Genomic DNA, 19848 nt, shown 5'->3' with positions numbered 1-19848 from the left:
GACGCCGCGGGCGCCGACGCCGCGGGCACCGGCACGACGAGCGCCGCCGCCGGCCTGTGGGCACAGCCGAGCGGCTGGCGGCTCGGTCCGGCCCGGCCGGTGCACTACAGCCTGCGGGTCAGCGCCACCGAAACCGTCGACGTTGCCGTGCTGACCGGCCCGGACGGCTTGACCGTGGCCGTCGACGAACGGATGCCCGTTCCCGGCCGACTCGCGCCCGTCACCGGCCACGCCGATACCTTCGCCTGTGAACTGGGCGGCCGCCTTGAGGTGCTGCAGCTCGTGTCCGACGGCCCGCGCCTCTGGCTCGGCCAGAGCGGTTTTGGCACCGAGCTGGTGCACCGCTCCCGGGCCGAGCAGCTCGTCGACCGCCTCACCGGCCTCGACCGGGCCGGGGGAGAGGCCGGGGCGGCCCGGCCGGAGGTGCGCTCGCCGATGCCCGGGACCGTGGTTGCCGTGCACCTCGCCACGGGCGACCTGATCGTCGCCGGCCAGCGCATCCTCACCGTGGAGGCCATGAAAATGGAGCACCATCTGCTGGCCGAAACGGATGGCCGGCTCACCATCGGCGTGCGCCCGGGTGACCTCGTGCGCCTCGACCAGATCGTCGCCACAGTCGCCGCCACCGCCGTGACCACCGGGACGGAAGCCACACCACCAGCCACGCCAGTCAAGGGAGACCCAACGTGAAACAGGAACTGACCGAGCAGCAGCAGCAGCTCAGCGACACCGTGCGCGACTTCGCCGACATGGTCGTAGCGCCGGCCGCCTACGAGTACGACACCAAGCGCAGCCTGCCCTATGACATCATCGCCCAGATGGGGGAGTTGGGCCTGTTCGGCCTGCCATTCCCGAAGGAGTACGGCGGCCAGGGCCAGGACTACTTCGCGCTCTGCCTCGCGGTCGAGCAGCTTGCCCGGGTCGACCAGTCCATCGCCGTCACCCTCGAGGCCGGCGTGGGGCTCGGCATCATGCCCGTCTACCGGCGCGGAACCGAGGCGCAGAAGCAGGAGTGGGTGCCGCTGCTGACCAGCGGGCGTGCGCTCGCCGCGTTCGGGTTGACCGAGGCGGATGCCGGCTCCGACGCCGCCGGCACGAAGACCACGGCCGAGCTTTCCGGCAGTGAATGGGTGATCAACGGCACGAAGCAGTTCATCACCAACTCCGGTTCCGAGATCACCCGGCTGGTCACCGTGACAGCCGTCACCGGCGAGTCCGAGCGCCCCGACGGCTCGGTGAAGAAGGAGCTCACGGCCATCCTCGTGCCCACCCCGACCCCGGGGTTCACGGCGCTGCCGGCTTATGACAAGGTGGGCTGGCACACCTCCGACACGCATCCGCTGCTCTTCGAGAACGTGCGCGTGCCCGAGGCCAACCTGCTCGGCGAACGCGGCCGCGGCTTCGCCAACTTCGTGCAGACCCTCGACGAGGGGCGCATCGCCTTCGCCGCGCTGTGCACGGGTGCGGCGCAGGGCTGCCTCGAGGAGTCCATCCGTTACGCCAACACCCGCAATGTGTTCGGCCGGTCGATCGGCTCCAACCAGCACATCGCGTTCAAGATCGCACGGATGCAGGCTCGCGTGTACACGGCCCGCCTCGCCTACTACGACGCGGCCATGAAAATGGTGCATGGACACCCCTTCAAAATGGAGGCCTCGATTGCCAAAATGGTGGGAAGCGAAGCCGCCATGGACAACGCCCGCGACGCGACCCAGATCTTTGGCGGCTACGGGTTCCTGAACGAGAACCCGGTGGCGAGGCACTACCGCGACTCGAAGGTGCTCGAGCTCGGTGAAGGCACTACCGAGGTTCAGCTGATGGTCATCTCGCGGGCGCTTGGGTTCACCGGTTAGGCGGGAGGAAAATGAGCGACGAACGACGCACGATCGAGCAGCGCGGGCTGTATTACGAGGAATTCGACCTCGAGGCCCGCTACCGGCACAGCCCCGGTCGCACGGTGACCGAGGCCGACAACGTGCTCTTCAGCACGCTGACCATGAACTCGCAGGCACTGCACCTCGACGCGGCGTGGGCGGCCACCCAGCCGTTCGGGCAGCGCCTGGTCAACTCGATGTTCACGTTGGCGACGCTGGTGGGCAGTTCGGTCGCGCAGCTGACGCAGGGCACGATCGTGGCGAACCTCGGCTTCGGGGAGGTGACGTTCCCGCATCCGCTCTTCCACGGCGACACCCTCTACTCCGACACGATCGTCACCGCCCGCCGGCTGTCGGCGTCCCGGCCGGGCCAGGGGCTGGTCACGCTTCGGCACACCGGTCGTAACCAGGAGGGCGACGTGGTGGCCACGGCCGAGCGCACGGTGCTGGTCTGGTGCCGGGCGGCCGTCCAATGAGCTTCGACCTTGGACCCGCGCTGCTGTTCTGCCCGGCCGACCGCCCCGACCGGTATCGCAAGGCGGCGGAGCGGGCGGATGCCGTGATCCTCGACCTGGAGGATGCGCTCCTGCCCGGCAACCGGGCACGCGCTCGCGGCCTGCTGGTCAGCCATCCGCTCGACCCCGAACGCACTGTCGTGCGCGTCAACCCGGCCGACACGCCCGACTTCCAGCTTGACCTCGCCGCCCTCGACGACACCCTGTACCGCTACGTGATGCTGCCGAAGACCGTGAGCGCCGCCCACCTCGCCGCTCTCGCCCGGTTCGAGGTGATCGCACTCTGCGAGACCGCCGCGGGGGTGCTCGCCGCCCCCTCGATTGCGGCCGAGCCCAATGTGGTGGCGCTGATGTGGGGTGCCGACGACCTGGTGGCCTCGCTCGGCGGCAGCTCGAGCCGGTTCCCCGACGGCAGCTACCGCGCCATCGCCCGCCATGCTCGGTCCGCTGTGCTCCTGGCGGCCGGGGCCAACGACAAGGCGGCCGTGGACGGCGTGTTCTTGGCCATCCCCGACCTCGAGGGTCTGCAGGCCGAGGTGGTGGATGCGGTCGCGAGCGGATTTCGCGCCACCGCCTGCATCCACCCCAGCCAGGTGCCCGTCATCCGGGCCGCCTACCGGCCCACGCCTGCCGAGGTCACGGCGGCGTGGCAAATCCTGGAGGCGGCCGCGGGAGAGGGGGGCGTGTTCGCCTACCAGGGGCGCATGATCGACGCACCCCTGCTGCGCCACGCCGAGGCGGTGCTGCGGCGGGCGGCGACCGTCCCGCCGGAACCGGGATTTCCGACGGGATCGGCTCCGGCCGACTCGGTGGACCACTAGCTGCCTCTGTTCGGCGTCGAACTCGTTCACGGCGCAGCGCGGGGCGACCGCTGATTGCCCGAACCGCGTAAGCCCTGCGGCATATCCGTGGCGCCTTGTGGCTTAGTCAGGAGATACGTCTGGCCACGCCGGGCATCCACGCCGGTTCCGCACTGGTCCGGGGCGGCAGGTTCACGAGGGCGACGGATGTCCTGAGTTGACCACACGCGCGGGCTCGTCCTGGGCCCATCCACCCCGGGGGAGCCAGGGGCGTCAACCGGCTCGGTGGGCTCTTAGGCGGCGTTGGCCGCGAGGGTCTTCTCGATCGCCTGCACGATCTCGTCGGACTCCGGCTCGACCGTCGACGCGAAGCGGTTGACGATCTCACCCTCGGGACTCACCAAGAACTTCTCGAAGTTCCACTTGATCAGACCGGGCAGCAGGCCCGACTTGAACTTGGTCAGCTGAGCGTAGAGCGGGTGCTGGTGCCTGCCGCGCACGTCGACCTTCACGCTCAGCGGGAAGGTGACGCCGTAGTTCTTCTGGCAGAACGACTCGATGTCCGCCTCGGCCCCTGGCTCCTGTCCCATGAACTGGTTGCAGGGAAGGCCGAGCACGACGAGTCCCTCGTTTTGGTACTTCCGGTAGAGCGCTTCGAGACCGGCGTACTGCGGAGTGAACCCACATTTCGAGGCGACGTTCACGACCAGGACGGCCTTGCCGCCGAACTGGCCGAAGGTCGTTTCCGTGCCGTCGATGAGGGTGAGTGGGGTCGAATAGAGCTCTGAGGCAGACATGCGGCTGACGCTACCGGTGCTGCCTTCGAGAAGGCTGGGCAGGGGAGCGGTGAAGGGGCTGACCAGGCTGCGATAGAATGAGGAGTCATGAGCATCATCGGTGCCCTCTCGACTGCCGTGTCGATGACTTCACGGACCTGACGCCACCGCCTTCGGACTCAGCCTCGACTCCGACCCGATCGGACATTAGCGTCCGCCCCGGGCGCGGCCGCCCGAATCCAGACTTTGCACGATCTGTTCACCAGAACATCCGTTCACCAGGACCCGACCACGGTCCACTACGCGAGACACGCCCGCGACGCGCGCGTTTTCACATTGAGAAATGAGTTTTTTTGACCAAGCACCCGCTCGACCTGTCCACGCCGCCGCAGCTGCCCAGGCGCGGCCTCCGCGTCACCCCGCTCGGCGGTCTCGGCGAGATCGGCCGCAACATGACGGTCTTCGAACACAAGGGCAAGCTCCTGATCGTGGACTGCGGCGTTCTCTTCCCCGAAGAGACCCAGCCCGGCATCAACGTGATCCTGCCCGACTTCTCGTCGCTGCGCGACCGCCTGCAGGACATCGAGGCCATCGTGCTCACCCACGGCCACGAAGACCACATCGGCGGCGTGCCGTACCTGCTGCGCGAGCGCAAGGACATCCCCGTCATCGGATCACAGCTGACCCTGGCCTTCGTCACAGCGAAGCTCGAAGAGCACCGCATCACGCCGCGCCTGATCGAGGTCAAGGAGGGTCAGCGCCGCAAGGCTGGCCCGTTCGACCTCGAGTTCCTCGCCGTCAACCACTCGATCCCCGACGGACTCGCCGTCGCGATCCGCACTGAGGCCGGCCTCGTGCTCGTCACCGGCGACTTCAAGATGGACCAGTTCCCCCTCGACAACCGCCTTACCGACCTCCCCGGCTTCGCCCGGCTCGGAGAAGAGGGCGTCGACCTGTTTCTGACCGACTCGACCAACGCCGAGGTTCCCGGGTTCACGGTGACCGAGGAAGACATCCGCCCGGCCATCGACGCCGTCTTCCGCACCGCTCCTCGCCGGATCATCGTCTCCAGCTTCGCCAGTCACGTGCACCGCATCCAGCAGGTCATCGACGCCGCCGCCCGCCACAACCGCAAGGTGGCCTTCGTCGGCCGCTCGATGGTGCGCAACATGGGCATCGCCGAGAAACTGGGCTTCCTGCAGGTGCCCAAGGGCCTCCTGGTTGACGTCAAGGCCTTCGACCGGATGAAGGACGACAAGGTCGTCCTGATCTGCACCGGTTCGCAGGGTGAGCCCATGGCCGCGCTGGCCCGCATGGCCAACCGCGAGCACACCATCAAGATCGGTGAGGGCGACACCGTTCTGCTGGCCAGTTCGCTGATCCCCGGAAACGAGAACTCGATTTACCGGGTCATCAACGGCCTCACCCGTTGGGGTGCCAACGTCGTGCACAAGGGCAATGCCAAGGTGCACGTCTCCGGCCATGCGTCGGCCGGCGAACTCGTCTATGTCTACAACATCGTCAAACCCAAGAACGTCATCCCGTACCACGGCGAATGGCGCCACCTCAAGTCCAATGCCGATCTGGCCATCCGCACGGGCGTCCCCGAGGACCAGGTCCTCGTCGTCGAAGACGGCGTGGTCGTCGACCTCGTCGACGGTGTCGCGAAAGTCACCGGCCGCGTGGCTGCCGAGCTCGTCTTCGTGCACGGTATGACGGTCGGCGGCGGCGGCTCCGAGGAGGCTCTCGCCGACCGCGTGCAGCTCTCCAACGACGGCGCGGTCACGATCCTCGGCATCCTCGACACCCGAACCGGGCTTCTCACCGAGCCGGTCGAGTTCATCGCCCGCGGCTTCGTGCAGGACAACGAGTGGATCCAGGGCGCGACCAAGTCCATCGATGACGCCCTGCGCGCCGCGAACAAGGTCAAGATCGTCAACGGCGCAGAGCTCGAAGACATCTTCACGCAGAGTCTGACCCGCTGGATGCAGCGCAAGTACCGCCGCATCCCGGTCATCACCTCGGTCGTCGTCGACGCCTGATTGTAGCCGCCGGGCCGCCGGGCCGTTCGGCCCGGTGGCCCTCCCGCTTCCTTCGCAACCAGAAACGACTCGGCGCTCATGACCCCTGAAATGTCCGGTAGGAAGAACGCCCGTCGGTCCCGACGGCGTTCGCGTGTGCTGATCGCGCTCGGTGTCGTCGTGGCCCTGCTGGCGACGACGGCGATCGTGGCCGTGGTCAATCTGCCCGACGACCTGTCAATCGGCCGGTTGTCGCAGAAGAGCAACATCTACGCCACCGCGAGTGACGGTTCGCCCTATCTGCTCGCCTCCTTCTATGACCAGAACCGGGTCGAAGTGAGTTCGGATGCGATCAGCCAGTACGTGAAGGATGCGGCGACCTCCGGCGAGGACCCGGGATTCTACGAGCACGGCGGCGTGAACATCTGGGGCAGCCTCACCGGCGCCGTCACCACGCTGTTCACCGGCGACGTCCGCGGCGGATCCTCGATCACCCAGCAGTACGTGAAAAATGTGCTCGTGCAGCAGTGCGAGTCCCTTTCCGACGACGCCGAGCGCATGACCTGCTACGACGCGGCCACGGAGACCAGCCCGTGGCGCAAACTCAAGGAAATGAGCCTCGCCGTCGGTCTGGAGAAGAAGTCCTCCAAGGACGACATCCTGCGGCAGTACCTGAACATCACCGGCTTCGGTGGATCCGTCTACGGCATCGAGGCGGCCGCCAACTACTATTTCAACACGACCGCGGCCGCGCTGACGCTGCCGCAGGCCGCGAGCCTCGTTGCGATCGTGAACAACCCGGTCAAGTTCCAGCTCGATGAACCCGACAGCACGACCAACGGCGCCGCCAACGGGTACGCGGCCAACAAAGAACGCCGTGACTACATCCTCGACGAGATGCAGGAGAATGAGAAGATCAGCACGGCGGACCACGACGCCGCGATCAGCGCTCCGATCGAACCGACCATCACCGAACCGAGCACGGGGTGCCGCACCGCGGGCGGAAGCGCCTACTTCTGCGACCTGGTGCTCCAGACCCTCCGGAACGATCCGGCCTTCGGGGCGGATGCCGATGCCCGCCTGGCCAACTTCCGGCTCGGCGGCTACAACGTGTACACGACCCTCGACCCCGACCTGCAGAGCGCGGCAGAGAGCACCATGGCCGAGAACGTGCCCAAGACCTTCGAGGACTGGGATGTCGGCGGCGTGATCACGAGCGTGGGCGTCGGTACAGGGCGGGTGCTGGCCATGACCCAGAACAAGGACTATAGCCAGGACCCGGCCGACACCGGAGCGAACTTCACCGGCATCAATTACAACACCGATCTCGACCAGGGCGGCTCCAACGGATTCCAGACCGGGTCGACCTACAAGGTTTTCACCCTCGCCGAATGGCTCACTCAGGGTAATTCGCTCGCCGACTCGGTCAGCGCCTGGGAACGCGACGAGTGGGGAACCTTCGAGGACAGTTGCAACGGTCCCCAGGACTACGGCGAGAGCTTTGCGCCCGGCAACGACTCCTCCTCGGATGACGATTCCTCCTATTCCGCCCTGGAATCGACCATCGACTCGATCAATACCGGCTTCATCGGAATGGCCAAGGAACTCGACCTCTGCGGCATCCGCAAGACGGCCGAAGCCTTCGGCGTGCACCGCGCCGATGGTGGCGCGCTGGAACAGGGCGCGTCCGCGGTGCTGGGCACCAACGAGATCGCGCCGCTGACGATGGCCGCCGCCTACGCGGGGATCGCCAACAATGGCGTCACCTGCACGCCGATCGTGATCGACCGGATCACCGGCCCCGACGGAGCCGAACTTCCCGCCCCGCAGTCGAATTGCACGCAGTCCGTCACCCCCGAGGTTGCCGCGGCCATGAGCTACGCGATGGAGCGCGTGATGACCAGAGGCTCGGGTAGCCCGTCGTACTACGACACCGACCCGCAGGTGCCGATGATCGGCAAGACCGGCACCACCGATGAGAACAGGGACACCTGGATGGCCGGTGCGAGCACGAAGGTCGCCACCATCGTGGGCGTCATGAACGTGTCCGGGGTCGGCGAAGACCAGCGGGAGACATATTTCGAGAGCGGGCAGGCGGCCACGGCCCGGCACCGGATGTGGCCCGAGATGATGGGCGTCGCCAACGAAAAGTACGGCGGAGACGAGTTCACGGAGCCGCCGCGCGACCTGACCCGCTGACCCCATGCCCGACGGCATCCGCCTGACCGCTGCCCTCGTGCTGGCCGCTGCCCTCGCGGCGTCAAACCAATGCGACGGAGATTCTTGCCTGAATCCGGTTTTCCGGCCGGTTTGGGCCGGTTTTCGGCAGAATCTCCGTCGAATTCGTTCGGGCTGCTGGCCTGCGAATCAGGACCGACTCGCCTAGTACGCGGCGGGGACCTCGTTGCTGCCCGTGGCGAGGTCTTCCAGCATCAGCTCGGGGTGGTCGCGCACGGTGTTGCGCAGCCGCCACGGAGTGCTGAACAGGGCGAGCAGCGTGCCGTCGGAGCGCATCAGCACCTCGACCTGGCGGTCGTGGCCGAGGATCTCGGCGCTCGCGCGGTCGGTGCGCCGGGCCAGCTGGTAGGGCAGAGCCTCGGTGCGAATGGCGGCGCCGAAGTCGTGGGTCATCCGTTCCTCCACAACCTCGAACTGCATCGGCCCGACCGCGCCGAGCACCGGCGCCTGGTCGCCGCGCAGCTCCGACCGCAGCACCTGAATGACACCCTCGTGGTCAAGCTGGTCTATGCCGCGACGGAACTGCTTGTGCTTGCTGGAGTCCGCCGACCGCACCACCCGGAAGTGCTCGGGCGCGAACATCGGCAGCGGCGGGTATTCCACCGGTTCGATCTCGAAGATCGAGTCGCCCACCCGTAGGGCGGAGGCATTGACCAGGCCGACGATGTCGCCGGGCCAGGCCTCGTCGGCCACCTCCCGCTCGCGCCCGAACAGGTGCTGCGCGTACTTGGTGGCGAACGGCCGCCCGCTGGCCGCGTGGGTCACGATCATCCCGCGCCGGAACTGACCCGAACAGACCCGCACGAACGCGACGTGGTCGCGGTGCGAGGCGTTCATACCGGACTGCACCTTGAACACGAAACCGGAGAAGGCGCTGTCCACGGGGCGGTGGCCACCGGATGCGTCCTCCCGGGCTTCCGCGGCCGGCGCGAAGTCCACGAGGGTGTCCAGAATGTGCTGCACGCCGAAGTTGAGCACGGCCGCGGCGAACAGCACCGGGGTGGTCTCGTTCGCGAGGAAGCGGGCCTCATCGTGGTCCTGGCTCTCCTCGGCGAGCAGCTCGGACTCCTCGGTGGCGGTGACCCAGGCTGCGCCCTCCTCGGCGGCCGCGACGGCCACACTCAAGCGCTCGGGTTCGGCGGCTTTCGTTCCGCCGGCGGTGCGGTGAAAGCGGATGAATTCGTGCGAGGACCGGTCGATCACGCCGCGGAAGTCACCGGCGATCCCGACGGGCCAGGTCAGGGGAGTGGGTAGGAGTCCCGTGCGCTCCCGGATCTCGTCCATCAGGTCCAGCGCCTCGGCACCGGGACGGTCCCACTTGTTGATGACCGTGATCACCGGGAGGCCGCGCTGCTTGCACACCTCGAAGAGCTTCATGGTCTGCACCTCGAGACCCTTGCTGGCGTCGACGAGCATGACTGCGGCGTCGACGGCGGAGAGCACGCGGAAGGTGTCCTCGGAGAAGTCGGCGTGCCCGGGGGTGTCCACCAGATTGATCACGGTGTCGCGGTACTCGAACTGGATCGCCGCGCTGGTCACGGAGATGCCGCGGGCCTGCTCCATCGCCATCCAGTCGGAGACGGTGCCGCGTCGGCCGGCCTTGCCGTGCGTGGCGCCGGCCGTGGTGATGGCCCGCGCGTGCAGCAGCAGGGCCTCGGTGAGCGTCGACTTCCCCGCGTCGGGGTGCGAAATCACGGCGAACGTGCGTCGCCTGCGCGCTTCTTTCAGTACCTCGGGCGTGGACACGTCGGCGAGCTGCGTCATGGATCCTTCTTTCGCGGATGATTCGGGCAGGCGGGGGGCGTTGCCTGGGCGGCCGCTACTCAGGAATCGGTTCCCCCGATTCTAACTTCACACTCTGGGAACTGGTTCTCCGCTTCCGGCGGCGGGGTTCAGGCCCAATGCGCGCACGGTTTGGTAACGGTCCAGGCGTGTCCTTCGCAACGTTCGGCCCCGGGGATAACCTCGGCTCAACCGAAGGGAGACGACGGATGCCGCGTCCGGGCATGCATGGTTCCCGCCGTACGACCACCAGCATGCCCGCTCATCCGACCGGACAGGGCCCGGCTCCGATCTCGACGTCCAGCCCGACCGCCCCGCAGGCGGTTTTTTCGCCCCCGCCCCCGCTCGCGATCCCGGATCTGTACGTCCCGCAGGCCGCCCCCGCGACCGGGGCGTCCCCCCTGGCGCTCCGCCGCACGATTGCCGACACCGACCTCACCGTGCACCCGCTGGCACTCGGCACGAGCGTGTTCGGGTGGACGGCAGACGGCGCCACGAGCCACCGCATCCTCGACCGCCACCGCGACCTGGCCGGCAACTTCCTCGACACGGCCGACAGCTACACCTCCGGCCGCAGCGAGGTGATCATCGGGTCCTGGCTGCGCTCGCGCCGAACTCGCGACAGCACCGTCATCGCCACCAAGATCGGCAAGAACCTCGACAACCCCGGGCTCTCCTCCCGCAGCATCATCGGCGCCGTGCACGCCTCCCTCGACCGGCTGGGGACGGATTACATCGACCTGCTGCACTTCCACTTCGACGACCCGACCGTGCCGCTGGAAGAGAGCCTCGGCGCCGTCGATGTGCTCATGCGCCGCGGTCAGGTGCGCTACCTCGCCGCCTCCAACTTCTCCGCCGAACGCCTGATGGAGGCCCGGGTTCTCGCGGCGAACGGCCTGCCCCGCTTCGTTGCCCTGCAAACGCAGTACAGCCTCCTGCACCGCACCGCATTCGAATCCTCTCTCGCCCTCGTCACCCGCGCCCAGGGAATGGCGGTGCTCCCCTATTTCGCGCTCGCCCACGGATTTCTGGCCGGCCGGTACCGGTCGAAGACCGATCTGGAGAAGACCACTCGCAGCTCCCGCGGCGCCCAATACCGCAACCGCAGCGGATTCCGCGTGCTCGCGGTGCTGGACCGCATCGCCGAGGAGCACGAGGCGCCGCCGGCGGCGATCGCGATCGCGTGGCTGCTCGCACGGGGGCCGGTCGTGGCGCCGGTGGCCAGTGCCAGCCAGCCCGAACAGGTCGACGCCCTCGTGACGGCGGCCGGCATCCGTCTGACCCGCAGCGACATGGTGGACCTCGACCGGATCTCGGCCTGACGCACCGGTGCCGGCCGAACACCGGTGCCGGCACCCGGGCCGCGTCGGCGCCGTGACGTAAGGTGGACTAGTCATGAACGGTGCCGTCGAATTCTCTCTGGATCTGCCCGAACTCTCGTTCCGCGCGGCAGGTGATTCCCTGGTGCGCCGCAGCGTGCTGCCGAGCGGTGTGCGCATCGTGTCGGAACACGTTCCCGGCAGCCGCAGCCTGACCATCGGCTACTGGGTCGCGGTCGGCTCCCGCGACGAGGAGCCCGGCCACTTCGGGTCTACCCACTTTCTGGAACACCTTCTGTTCAAGGGCACCGCCAAGCGCACCGCCCTCGACATCGCGATCGCCTTCGACTCGGTCGGCGGTGAGCACAACGCGATGACGGCCAAGGAATACACCTGCTACTACGCCAAGGTGCAAGACCAAGACTTGCCGATGGCGGTCGAGGTGCTCACCGACATGCTCACGTCGTCGCTGCTCGACCCGGTTGAGTTTGAGAACGAGCGGGGCGTCATCCTCGAAGAGCTGGCCATGGCCGACGACGACCCGGCCGACGTCGCCAATGAGCGCTTTTTCGAGGCGGTCATGGGAGATCACGCGCTCGGCCGCCCGATCGGCGGCAGTCCCGACACGATCCGTGCGGCCACCCATGCCGCCGTTCTAGAGCACTACCGGGCGAACTACCGCCCACAAGACTTGGTCGTCACCGTGGCCGGCGCGGTCGACCACGACGTGCTGGTCGCAGCAGTCACCCGGTCCCTCGCCCTCGCCGGCTGGGACCTCAGTGTTTTCGCGCCCCCGGTCGGCCGCCGGTCCGGAGCCCCCGCCGCCCTCAGTCAGGGTGATCCGGTCACCATCGTGCGCCGCCCGCTCGAACAGGCGAACATCCTGATGGGCTTCCCCGGCCTCCTGGCCACCGACGAGCGGCGCGTCACCATGAGCGTGCTCACCTCGATCTTCGGCGGGGGCATGTCCTCGCGCCTGTTCCAGGAGATCCGCGAGAAGCGCGGTCTGGCCTACTCGGTCTACTCCTTCGCGCCCGGCTACTCGGATGCGGGACTGTTCGGCATGTACGCGGGCTGCACCCCGGCGAAGTCCGGCCAGGTGGCCGAGCTGATGCTGGGCGAGCTGCACCGACTCGCCGACAACGGCGTCACGGCCGACGAGATGAAGCGGGCCGCGGGTCAGTTGTCCGGCGCATCCGCTCTCGCCCTTGAAGACTCCGATACCCGGATGTCCCGGCTGGGCCGCGCCGAGATCACCCTCGGCGAGTTCATCGACCTCGACGAGGCCCTCCGCCGGCTCGCGCGCGTCACGGCCGACGACGTTCAGAACCTCGCCGCCGAACTGGCCGCCGGCTCGCTCTCCATCTCCGCGGTCGGCGCGCTCGACGACGACGTCTTCGCCGCGATCCTGCCGACCTTCGTGCCCTCCTGAGCAGAACGGTCGAGCCCAGAAACTCGGTACCCAAAAACTCGGAGCCCAAAAACTCAGTGCCCAGATACTGAATGCCCAGAACCACCGAGACCCAAAGCCGGGGCCACACGCTGATGTGCGGCTCCTGACTGAGAGAGATCCCCTTGCACCATTACATTTACCTCGTTCGTCACGGTGAACAGCAGGATGCCGAGCACGGCATGCCCGACGGGCCTCTGTCCGCGCGCGGCACCCGGCAGGCTCAGCTGATCGCCGAGCGTCTCGGCGGCGTGCCGTTCACGGACGCCTGGCACTCCCCGCTGCAGCGCGCCGCCGACACGGCGAAAATCATCGCGCAGCGACTGCCGGCCCTGACCTCGGTGCCCAGCCCGCTGCTCTTCGACTGCATCCCCTCCGGCAGGGCGCCGGAGACGCCGTCGGCCTATGCGCCGTTCTTCGGTAGGGTCACTGAGGCCGACATCGAGGCCGGCAGCGCGCAGATGGGCGACGCCGTGGCCGAGTTCCTCCAGCCGCGCCGCGGCGAACGCCACGACCTGCTGATCACCCACAACTTCGTCATCGCTTGGTTCGTGCGAGAGGTACTGGGCGCCCCGGACTGGCGGTGGATCAGCATCAACCAGGCGAACTGCGGCCTCACCGTGCTGCACCAAAAACCGGGCCGCCCCTGGACGCTGCTGACCCACAACGACACCGGGCACCTCCCCGTGGAGCTGCGCACCGGTCTGCCGGACCCGCTCCTGTTCTAGGTGGATAGGCGGGTTCCGGGCGGCCGGCTCTCGGCTGGCCCGGCTCCGTCCGTCTTCCGGGTGAGGCTCTTGCGATACCAGGTCGTGGCATTCGGGTTGTCGTTATACGGCGCGCAGGACTCGTAGCCCGACCGCGCGTAGAGTGCTCCGGCCGCGGTCAGGCTCGCGTTGGTGTCGAGCACGACGTCGTCGGCGCCGAACTCCCGGGCGCGCCGTTCGAGCTCGGTCAGCAGCGACTGCCCCCAGCCGCGCCCGCGCACCTGCGGCTGCAGCCAGAGATGCTTGATCTCGAACCGCACATTTCCGGTCGGGGAGTCCTCGAGACGACGGATGCCGCCACACCCCACAAACGCTCGTTCGGCCGGTCCCATTTGCTCGCTGACCAACAGGAACACCCCGGACGGCGGCAGGAACTGGACCGGATCGGGGAACGTGGTGCGGTACCGGCCCTGCGCGGCCGGGAAGCCCGACTCCCGATCGCTGAAGTACTGGGTGAGCAGCACGATGGAGCCGGCATCCGTCACCGACACAGCGGTGAAGGCAAGGGCGGGGGAGTCAGGCATGGCCCAAGGCTAACTCGATGCCCCGCGATTGATAGATTGGACCCATGAAAACACGGGTGGCCATCGTCGGCGTATCGGGAACGATGGGCCGCTTGGTCTCGGGTCTCGTCGAGCAGTCCGAGGAGTACGTCCTCGTCGCCGGCCTGAACTCGAAGAGCGACCTGTCCGAGATGATCGGCGCGGAGATCGTGATCGACCTGACCCTGCCCGGGGTCAGTCAAAGCGTGGTCGACTTCGCGGTGGACCACGGCCTGCGCGTGCTCGTGGGCACCTCGGGCTGGTCGCAGTACCGCATCGACGCCCTCTCCGCCCGCCTCGCAGGGCAGAATGAGATCGGCGTCGTCATCATCCCCAACTTCTCGATGGCGTCGGTCATCGCGACCGGCCTGTCGGTGCTCGTCGCCCGCTTCTTCGACTCGATCGAGATCGTCGAGGCCCACCGGGCCGGCAAGGTGGACTCTCCGTCGGGCACGGCCGTGCGCACCGCCGAACTGATCGGGCGGGCCAGGGCCGAAATCGGGCCGGTGTCGGCGCCGCACACCGACCAGCGCGCCCGTGGCCAGCAGGTGTCGAGCATTCCCGTGCACAGCCTGCGCCTCGACGGCATGCTCGCCCGCCAGGACGTGTTCTTCGGCGGTGCGGGGGAGACCCTCACGATCAGCCACAACACCCTGTCGGCCGCATCCTACGAACGTGGCATCCTGCTGGCCCTGGCGGCCACCCGCACGGCCGTCGGCGTCACCGTCGGGCTCGACCAGATCATCGATCTCGGACTGGGTGCGCCGACGACGGCCACAACTGCCCACCCGGGTGAGGACGCCGTATGAAGGGCCGGCTTGCCGCCGGCCTGATGGCCCTGCTGCTGGTCTTCTACCTGGTTCTCGTCGGCTGGCGAGCGGTGCTGTTCCTGCAGAGCGGCGAAATCATCGGCATCGTGATCGGGGTGGCGCTTCTCGTGCTCCCGTTGGTCGGAGTCTGGGCGCTGGTCGCCGAACTCCGGTTCGGGCGCAACTCCGAGCGGCTCGTGCGCCGGCTGGAGGCCGAGGGCGAGCTCCCCGTCGAAGAACTGCCGATCCGGCCGAGCGGACGCCCCATGCGGGACGAGGCCGACGCCGAATTCCCGATCTACCGGGCGGCCGTCGATGCCGCCCCCGACGACTGGCGCGCCTGGTTCAGGCTCGGCCTGGCCTACAACTCATCGGGGGACCGCCGTCGCGCCCGCAGCGCCATCCGTACCGCGATCTCCCTCGAGCGCGCCTAGCCTCCACCGGTGCGTGAGCCCGCCGAAATCCGGTGACCCGGCCCTCGAACCAGCTCACCGGCATCCATCACCGCGCGCTAAATGCAAAGTTTTTCGCGACACGCCGCCGGAGCAGCCGAAAAATGCGGCGTGTCCCGATTTTCTCCGAGTTTACGTCGCGACGGATGCCCTCGGCCCGCTGCGACCGCGCCCGCATCCCCGACCGCGCCCGAACCCCGGGCAGGGTGGCGCCTTGGCCGTCCGAGGCCGCGAACCGTCAGAACTACGGGCGGCTGAGCATCCAGGCCACGGCCTCGGCCGCGGTTTTGTGGGTGAAGACGAAACCGTCTGTGTGCAGCCTCTCCGGCACGATCTGCTGGTCGGCGAGCAGCAGTGCGCGAGCGGCATCCTGCAGTACGAGCGTCAGCACGAATTCCGGCACCGGCACCAGGAACGGGCGGTGCAGCCCGGCTGAAACGGCCCGGATGACGTCGTTCGCGGTGGCCGGTGTCGGGCCGACCAAGTTGACCGGACCCGACAGCGTCGAGGTGAGCAGGTGCACGACGGCCGCGGCCTCGTCGTGCAGGCTGATCCACGGCCAGTGCTGGGTGCCGCGGCCGAGCGGGCCGCCCAGGCCAAGCTTGACGATCGGCAGAAGCGGCTTCAGGGCGCCGCCGCGGGCGATGACCAGCCCGGTGCGGAGGGTGACGACACGGGTCGACTCCGGCGCACGTGCGGCCTCGGCCTCCCAGTCTCTGGTGACTTTCGCCAGAAAATCATTGCCGGCCGGGGAGTTCTCGGTGAGCACCTCGCTCGGACGGTCGCCGTAGATGCCCACGGCCGACGCATTGAGCAGCACGGCTGGCGGTGTCGCCTGCCGGCCCATGGCATCCGTCAGCGTGCGTGTGGCCTGCACCCTCGAGTCACGGATCTCCCGGCGATAGGCCTTCGTCCACGGCAGACGGGCGATGGATGCCCCCGACAGGTTGATCACGGCGTCGGCGCCGTCGAGGGCGCCCTGGTCCATGCTCAGCGCGGCCGGGTCCCAGCGGAATTCATCGGCCCCGCGCGGATCGCGGCGCACCAGGCGGGCCACGGTGTGGCCGGCCGCGCGCAGCTGTGCGCTCAGCTCGGTGCCGATCAGTCCGGACGCACCGGAGACGAGAACTCGCATTGTGTGCGGGCCGCGCCTACGCCAGCTCGGCTTCGATGGTGATCGGGATGCCCGCGAGCGCCTTCGAAATCGGGCAGTTGGCCTTGGCGTCCTCGGCGTAGACCGCGAACTCCTCTTCGGTCAGGCCGGGGATCTTGGCGCTGACCAGGAGGTGGCTACCCACCACGCCGACGCCGGCTTCGAAGGTCACGGCCGCGGTGGTCTGGATGCTGTCGGGAGTGTGTCCGCCGGCGCTGAGGCCGTTGGCCAGCGCCATCGAGAAGCAGGCCGCGTGGGCGGCTCCGAGAAGCTCTTCCGGGTTGGTGGTGTTCGGGGTGCCGACGGACCGGGCCTGCCAGGTGACCGGGAACTCGGCGGTCTTGGAGGAGTCGAGGGTGACGGTACCGCTGCCGGACTTCAGATCGCCGGTCCAGACAGTTGTTGCTTCGCTGGTGAGTGCCATGATGTTGCCTCCTGAGGTGAAGCTTCAGCCTAACTGTCGCCTCGGCCCACATAGGGTTCACTCTCAGCCAATGATCAGGGACGGGGCTGCGGCGGCCGTCAGCTCCCGGCCAGCGGCGTCGGCCCGCGTCCGAGGATGCCGGCACGCACCAGGAGCAGGTACAGCTGGCAGCCGAGGCAGTAATCGAACACGGCGTTCAGGAACGCCGCGACGAACGCGACGGCGGCAGCGACGCCCACAGCGGGCGTCAGCCCGGCCAGACCGAGCACCACGCCGGTCACGGTGACCAGCAGCCCTACCCCCTGCGCAAACGTCGGCGGGGCCGCTTTCTCCAGTGCGGTGGGCGGGCCGAGCCGCGGCCGCACGACGGTCTTGAACAGCACGCCGTAAGGGTGCCGCCCGGCGCCGGCGAACGCACCCCAGGCAAAGAGGGCTGCCAGGATCGTGAGGAGGACGAAGGCGGCGACGGATGCCCCGGTCAGCGACAGGAACACCACCACCAGGAGCAGAACGGCCGTGATCGCGGCGCCGAAGCGTGGTCCGCGCGGGTCGAGGTCCGGGCGATCCGGGCGGGCCCGGCGCGCGGAGGGCTGCGGCCGGGGCTCAGCGGGCGAACTGGGCATGGCTGCTCCCGGTGAGGTCGTCGAGTTGCCGGAGGACGCCGGCCCGGTTCGGAACGCCGCCGATCCGGGCGCGCACCTGACCGGTTCCGTCGAGGATGAGTGTGGTCGGGGTCTGCAGGATCCCGAACCGGTTCGCGAGGTCGCGGCGGTGGGTCAGGTCGACGTCCAGGTGCGCGACGCCGGGACGGGACCGGGCCAGGCCGGCGAGGAGCACCTGGGTGCCGGGGCAGCGGGCGCAGTGACTGGTGGAGAACTGCACGAGCGTGGCGTTCGCGCCGAACGGAACCCGGCTGCTGACATCCGCCGGCGTGAGCGCGTCCGGCACGCCGAGCGCCTCCGGAGCCGCCGGGGTGACCACGATGGGGCGCCCCTGGCGGGACCGCCAGAAGAGGCCCAGCACGGTGGTGCCCGAGACAAGAACCAGCACGAGAATCAGGGCGGAGGTCGAACTCATGCTGCGACGTTACAAGGATCTCGGGCCGGGCGGGTCCGTGTGACGACAGGTTACGCGTGCAGCAGGTATCGTTTAGCCGTGTCTGAAATTGAGTTCCGCTCCGATGTAACCGTCGAACTGGTGCGCGCAAGCGCCCACGACTCCGATGTGCTGTTCGCCGCACGGGTGTCGACTCAGGGGGAGCAGACCCTGACCAAGGCCCTGCTCGAGGAATCGGACGGCGACGCCCCGAGCACGGGTGACGCCGGGCTGATCAACTACCTCATGCGCGACCGCCACGGCTCGCCGTTCGAGCACAACTCGATGACCTTTTACGTGCAGGCGCCGATCTTCGTATTCCGCGAGTTCATGCGGCACCGCATCGCCTCCTATAACGAGGAATCGGGCCGCTACCGCGAGCTGAATCCGGTCTTCTACGTTCCGGCCCCGACCCGCAACCTCGTGCAGGTCGGCAAGCCCGGCGCCTACGACTTCCTGCCCGGCACGGCCGAGCAGGCCGCGCTGGTCGACCAGCTGACCCGCGAGGCCTCCGCGCACGCCTACGCGTCGTATCAACGGATGCTCGAAGCCGGCGTGGCCCGCGAGGTTGCCCGCATCGTGTTGCCGCTCAACATCTTCTCCTCGATGTACGTGACCATGAACGCCCGGTCGCTGATGAACTTTCTCAGTCTGCGTACCAAGCGCGAGGGAACCCACTTCCCGTCGTTCCCGCAGCGCGAGATCGAGATGTGCGCCGAGAAGATGGAAGACCAGTTCGCGACCTTGATGCCGCTCACCTACGCCGCCTTCAACAAGAACGGTCGCGTCGCCCCGTAACGTGACGCCGCGGCGGTGCGCGGCCGCACACTGACCGGTAGCCTGTCCCTCGTGTCTATGTCTCAGAATCCCTTCGGCCAGGTCCTCGTTGCCCTGGTGACTCCCTTCACCGCCGACGGCGAAGTCGACTGGGCGGGCGTTGCCCAGCACATCGACGACGTCATCAACGCCGGAGCGGACGGCATCGTCGTCACCGGCACCACCGGTGAGACGTCTACCCTCACCGACGCGGAGAAGATTCGCCTGGTCGAGGTCGGCAAGGATATCTCGGGCGGACGCGCGAAGATCATCACCGGCGGCGGGTCCAACGAGACCGCCCACGCCATGCAGCTTGCCAAGCAGAGCGAGAAGGCGGGCGCCGACGGCAACATGATCGTCACCCCGTACTACAACAAGCCCACCCAGGCCGGCGTTCTCACCCACTTCCGCATGATCGCGGATGCCACGGATCTGCCCGTGATCCTCTACGACATCCCCGGACGCACCGGTATCCCGATCGAATACAAGACGATCCTGCGGGCCGCGAAGCACCCGAACATCCTCGCCGTCAAAGACGCCAAGGGTGACCTGGCCCAGGTCAGCCGCGTGCTCAACCAGACCGACCTGATGTACTTCTCCGGCGACGACCCCAACGTTCTGCCGCACCTCTCGATCGGGGCGACCGGCCTGATCGGGGTCACGGCGAACATCGCCGCCACCCCGTATCGCCAGATGGTCGACGCCGTGAATGCGGGCGACCTGAAGGCGGCCACCGCCGCGCATCAGCAGCTCGAACCGCTGGTGCGGGCCTGCATGACGCACGTTCCGGGTACGGTCGCGGTCAAGTACATCCTGCACGGCCTCGGCCGAATCAACAGCCCGCGCGTGCGCCTGCCCCTCGTCGGCCCGGAGGAGTGGGAAGCCGCCCAGATCGAAGACGAAATAGACCTGGTCAAGAACATCCCCGGGGTCAACTTCTCCAACTTCCGCCCGGACCGCAATGCCGCGGCCGGCGGCGCCCTGCCGAAGGTCGCCGGAACGACACGCTAACCGC

20 protein-coding genes are annotated in these 19848 nt (G+C 68.1%); 13 read left to right on the top strand and 7 right to left on the bottom strand.

Translation table 11 applies throughout. The annotated features are described in order from the left end of the window. The 4 genes from E3T25_RS14900 to E3T25_RS14885 form a co-directional block, all read left to right on the top strand. Positions 1 to 690: acyl-CoA carboxylase biotin carboxyl carrier protein subunit (locus tag E3T25_RS14900; RefSeq protein ID WP_134375137.1), on the top strand; the 690-nt coding region annotated here is incomplete at its 5' end. Continuing rightward, entirely contained in the window at positions 687 to 1853 is a 1167-nt protein-coding gene (locus tag E3T25_RS14895; RefSeq protein WP_104101134.1) for an acyl-CoA dehydrogenase family protein, read from the top strand. The genes E3T25_RS14900 and E3T25_RS14895, both read left to right, overlap by 4 nt. A gap of 11 nt (positions 1854 to 1864) precedes the next feature. Continuing rightward, positions 1865 to 2350 carry a MaoC family dehydratase gene (locus E3T25_RS14890; RefSeq protein WP_104101137.1) on the top strand — a complete coding sequence of 162 codons (486 nt, stop codon included), beginning with the start codon at positions 1865 to 1867 and terminating at the stop codon, positions 2348 to 2350. Then, positions 2347 to 3210, top strand: coding sequence for an HpcH/HpaI aldolase/citrate lyase family protein (locus E3T25_RS14885; RefSeq protein WP_104101138.1), 864 nt, complete (start codon positions 2347 to 2349; stop codon positions 3208 to 3210). Before E3T25_RS14890 ends, E3T25_RS14885 begins: the two co-directional genes overlap by 4 nt. Positions 3211 to 3482: 272 nt before the next feature. On the opposite strand, the gene E3T25_RS14880 is transcribed toward E3T25_RS14885, so the two are convergent. Continuing rightward, positions 3483 to 3986, bottom strand: coding sequence for a glutathione peroxidase (locus E3T25_RS14880; RefSeq protein ID WP_134375135.1), 504 nt, complete (start codon positions 3984 to 3986; stop codon positions 3483 to 3485). A 332-nt stretch (positions 3987 to 4318) separates the two neighbouring features. Here E3T25_RS14880 and E3T25_RS14875 point away from each other — a divergent pair, with 332 nt between their 5' ends. Together E3T25_RS14875 and E3T25_RS14870 are read left to right on the top strand one after the other, a co-directional pair. Next, entirely contained in the window at positions 4319 to 6007 is a 1689-nt protein-coding gene (locus E3T25_RS14875) for a ribonuclease J (protein WP_233191417.1), read from the top strand. Between the two features lie 135 nt (positions 6008 to 6142). Next, entirely contained in the window at positions 6143 to 8185 is a 2043-nt protein-coding gene (locus tag E3T25_RS14870; protein ID WP_166785048.1) for a transglycosylase domain-containing protein, read from the top strand. A gap of 183 nt (positions 8186 to 8368) precedes the next feature. Here E3T25_RS14870 and E3T25_RS14865 read toward each other — a convergent pair whose 3' ends face one another. Continuing rightward, on the bottom strand, positions 8369 to 9988 hold the full coding sequence (locus E3T25_RS14865) for a peptide chain release factor 3 (RefSeq protein ID WP_134375131.1): 1620 nt from the start codon (positions 9986 to 9988) through the stop codon (positions 8369 to 8371). 272 nt (positions 9989 to 10260) lie between these two features. On the opposite strand from E3T25_RS14865, the gene E3T25_RS14860 reads away from it, so the two are divergent. The 3 genes from E3T25_RS14860 (at position 10261) to E3T25_RS14850 (ending at position 13503) form a co-directional block, all read left to right on the top strand. Continuing rightward, positions 10261 to 11328 (top strand): aldo/keto reductase, encoded by a 1068-nt coding sequence (locus tag E3T25_RS14860; protein ID WP_134375143.1) that lies wholly within the window; start codon positions 10261 to 10263, stop codon positions 11326 to 11328. A gap of 73 nt (positions 11329 to 11401) precedes the next feature. Then, complete coding sequence (locus E3T25_RS14855; protein ID WP_104101147.1) at positions 11402 to 12757, top strand: M16 family metallopeptidase; 1356 nt, start codon at positions 11402 to 11404, stop codon at positions 12755 to 12757. A gap of 143 nt (positions 12758 to 12900) precedes the next feature. Next, a complete protein-coding gene (locus tag E3T25_RS14850) occupies positions 12901 to 13503 on the top strand; it encodes a histidine phosphatase family protein (protein WP_104101149.1) in 603 nt (200 codons plus the stop codon). On the opposite strand, the gene E3T25_RS14845 is transcribed toward E3T25_RS14850, so the two are convergent. Then, the gene (locus E3T25_RS14845; protein ID WP_134375129.1) at positions 13500 to 14066 is read right to left on the bottom strand and encodes a GNAT family N-acetyltransferase; all 567 of its coding nucleotides are present in this window, start codon (positions 14064 to 14066) and stop codon (positions 13500 to 13502) included. The two genes, E3T25_RS14850 and E3T25_RS14845, sit on opposite strands and share 4 nt — an antisense overlap. A 44-nt stretch (positions 14067 to 14110) precedes the next feature. Between E3T25_RS14845 and dapB the strand changes: the two genes are divergently transcribed. Next, complete coding sequence (gene dapB, locus E3T25_RS14840) at positions 14111 to 14893, top strand: 4-hydroxy-tetrahydrodipicolinate reductase (RefSeq protein WP_134375128.1); 783 nt, start codon at positions 14111 to 14113, stop codon at positions 14891 to 14893. Further along, positions 14890 to 15327 (top strand): tetratricopeptide repeat protein, encoded by a 438-nt coding sequence (locus tag E3T25_RS14835; RefSeq protein WP_134375126.1) that lies wholly within the window; start codon positions 14890 to 14892, stop codon positions 15325 to 15327. The genes dapB and E3T25_RS14835 overlap by 4 nt, the downstream gene beginning before the upstream one ends. Before the next feature lie 262 nt (positions 15328 to 15589). Here E3T25_RS14835 and E3T25_RS14830 read toward each other — a convergent pair whose 3' ends face one another. The 4 genes from E3T25_RS14830 to E3T25_RS14815 form a co-directional block, all read right to left on the bottom strand. Further along, positions 15590 to 16480 (bottom strand): TIGR01777 family oxidoreductase, encoded by an 891-nt coding sequence (locus tag E3T25_RS14830; RefSeq protein WP_104101158.1) that lies wholly within the window; start codon positions 16478 to 16480, stop codon positions 15590 to 15592. Between the two features lie 16 nt (positions 16481 to 16496). Further along, positions 16497 to 16922, bottom strand: coding sequence for an OsmC family peroxiredoxin (locus E3T25_RS14825; RefSeq protein ID WP_134375124.1), 426 nt, complete (start codon positions 16920 to 16922; stop codon positions 16497 to 16499). Between the two features lie 98 nt (positions 16923 to 17020). Beyond that, complete coding sequence (locus tag E3T25_RS14820; protein WP_134375122.1) at positions 17021 to 17545, bottom strand: DUF4395 domain-containing protein; 525 nt, start codon at positions 17543 to 17545, stop codon at positions 17021 to 17023. After that, the gene (locus E3T25_RS14815; protein ID WP_134342208.1) at positions 17526 to 17999 is read right to left on the bottom strand and encodes a TlpA family protein disulfide reductase; all 474 of its coding nucleotides are present in this window, start codon (positions 17997 to 17999) and stop codon (positions 17526 to 17528) included. The genes E3T25_RS14820 and E3T25_RS14815 overlap by 20 nt, the downstream gene beginning before the upstream one ends. 78 nt (positions 18000 to 18077) lie before the next feature. Here E3T25_RS14815 and thyX point away from each other — a divergent pair, with 78 nt between their 5' ends. Beyond that, a complete protein-coding gene (thyX, locus tag E3T25_RS14810) occupies positions 18078 to 18815 on the top strand; it encodes an FAD-dependent thymidylate synthase (RefSeq protein WP_104101167.1) in 738 nt (245 codons plus the stop codon). A gap of 51 nt (positions 18816 to 18866) precedes the next feature. Next, positions 18867 to 19844 (top strand): 4-hydroxy-tetrahydrodipicolinate synthase, encoded by a 978-nt coding sequence (gene dapA / locus E3T25_RS14805; protein ID WP_104101302.1) that lies wholly within the window; start codon positions 18867 to 18869, stop codon positions 19842 to 19844. Positions 19845 to 19848: the final 4 nt, after the last annotated feature.

Origin of the sequence: Cryobacterium sandaracinum (assembly GCF_004403415.1) — a bacterium.
GTDB lineage: Bacteria > Actinomycetota > Actinomycetes > Actinomycetales > Microbacteriaceae > Cryobacterium > Cryobacterium sandaracinum.
The sequence above is the reverse complement of the archived record's forward strand: the minus strand, read 5'-3'. Positions and strand labels throughout refer to the sequence as shown.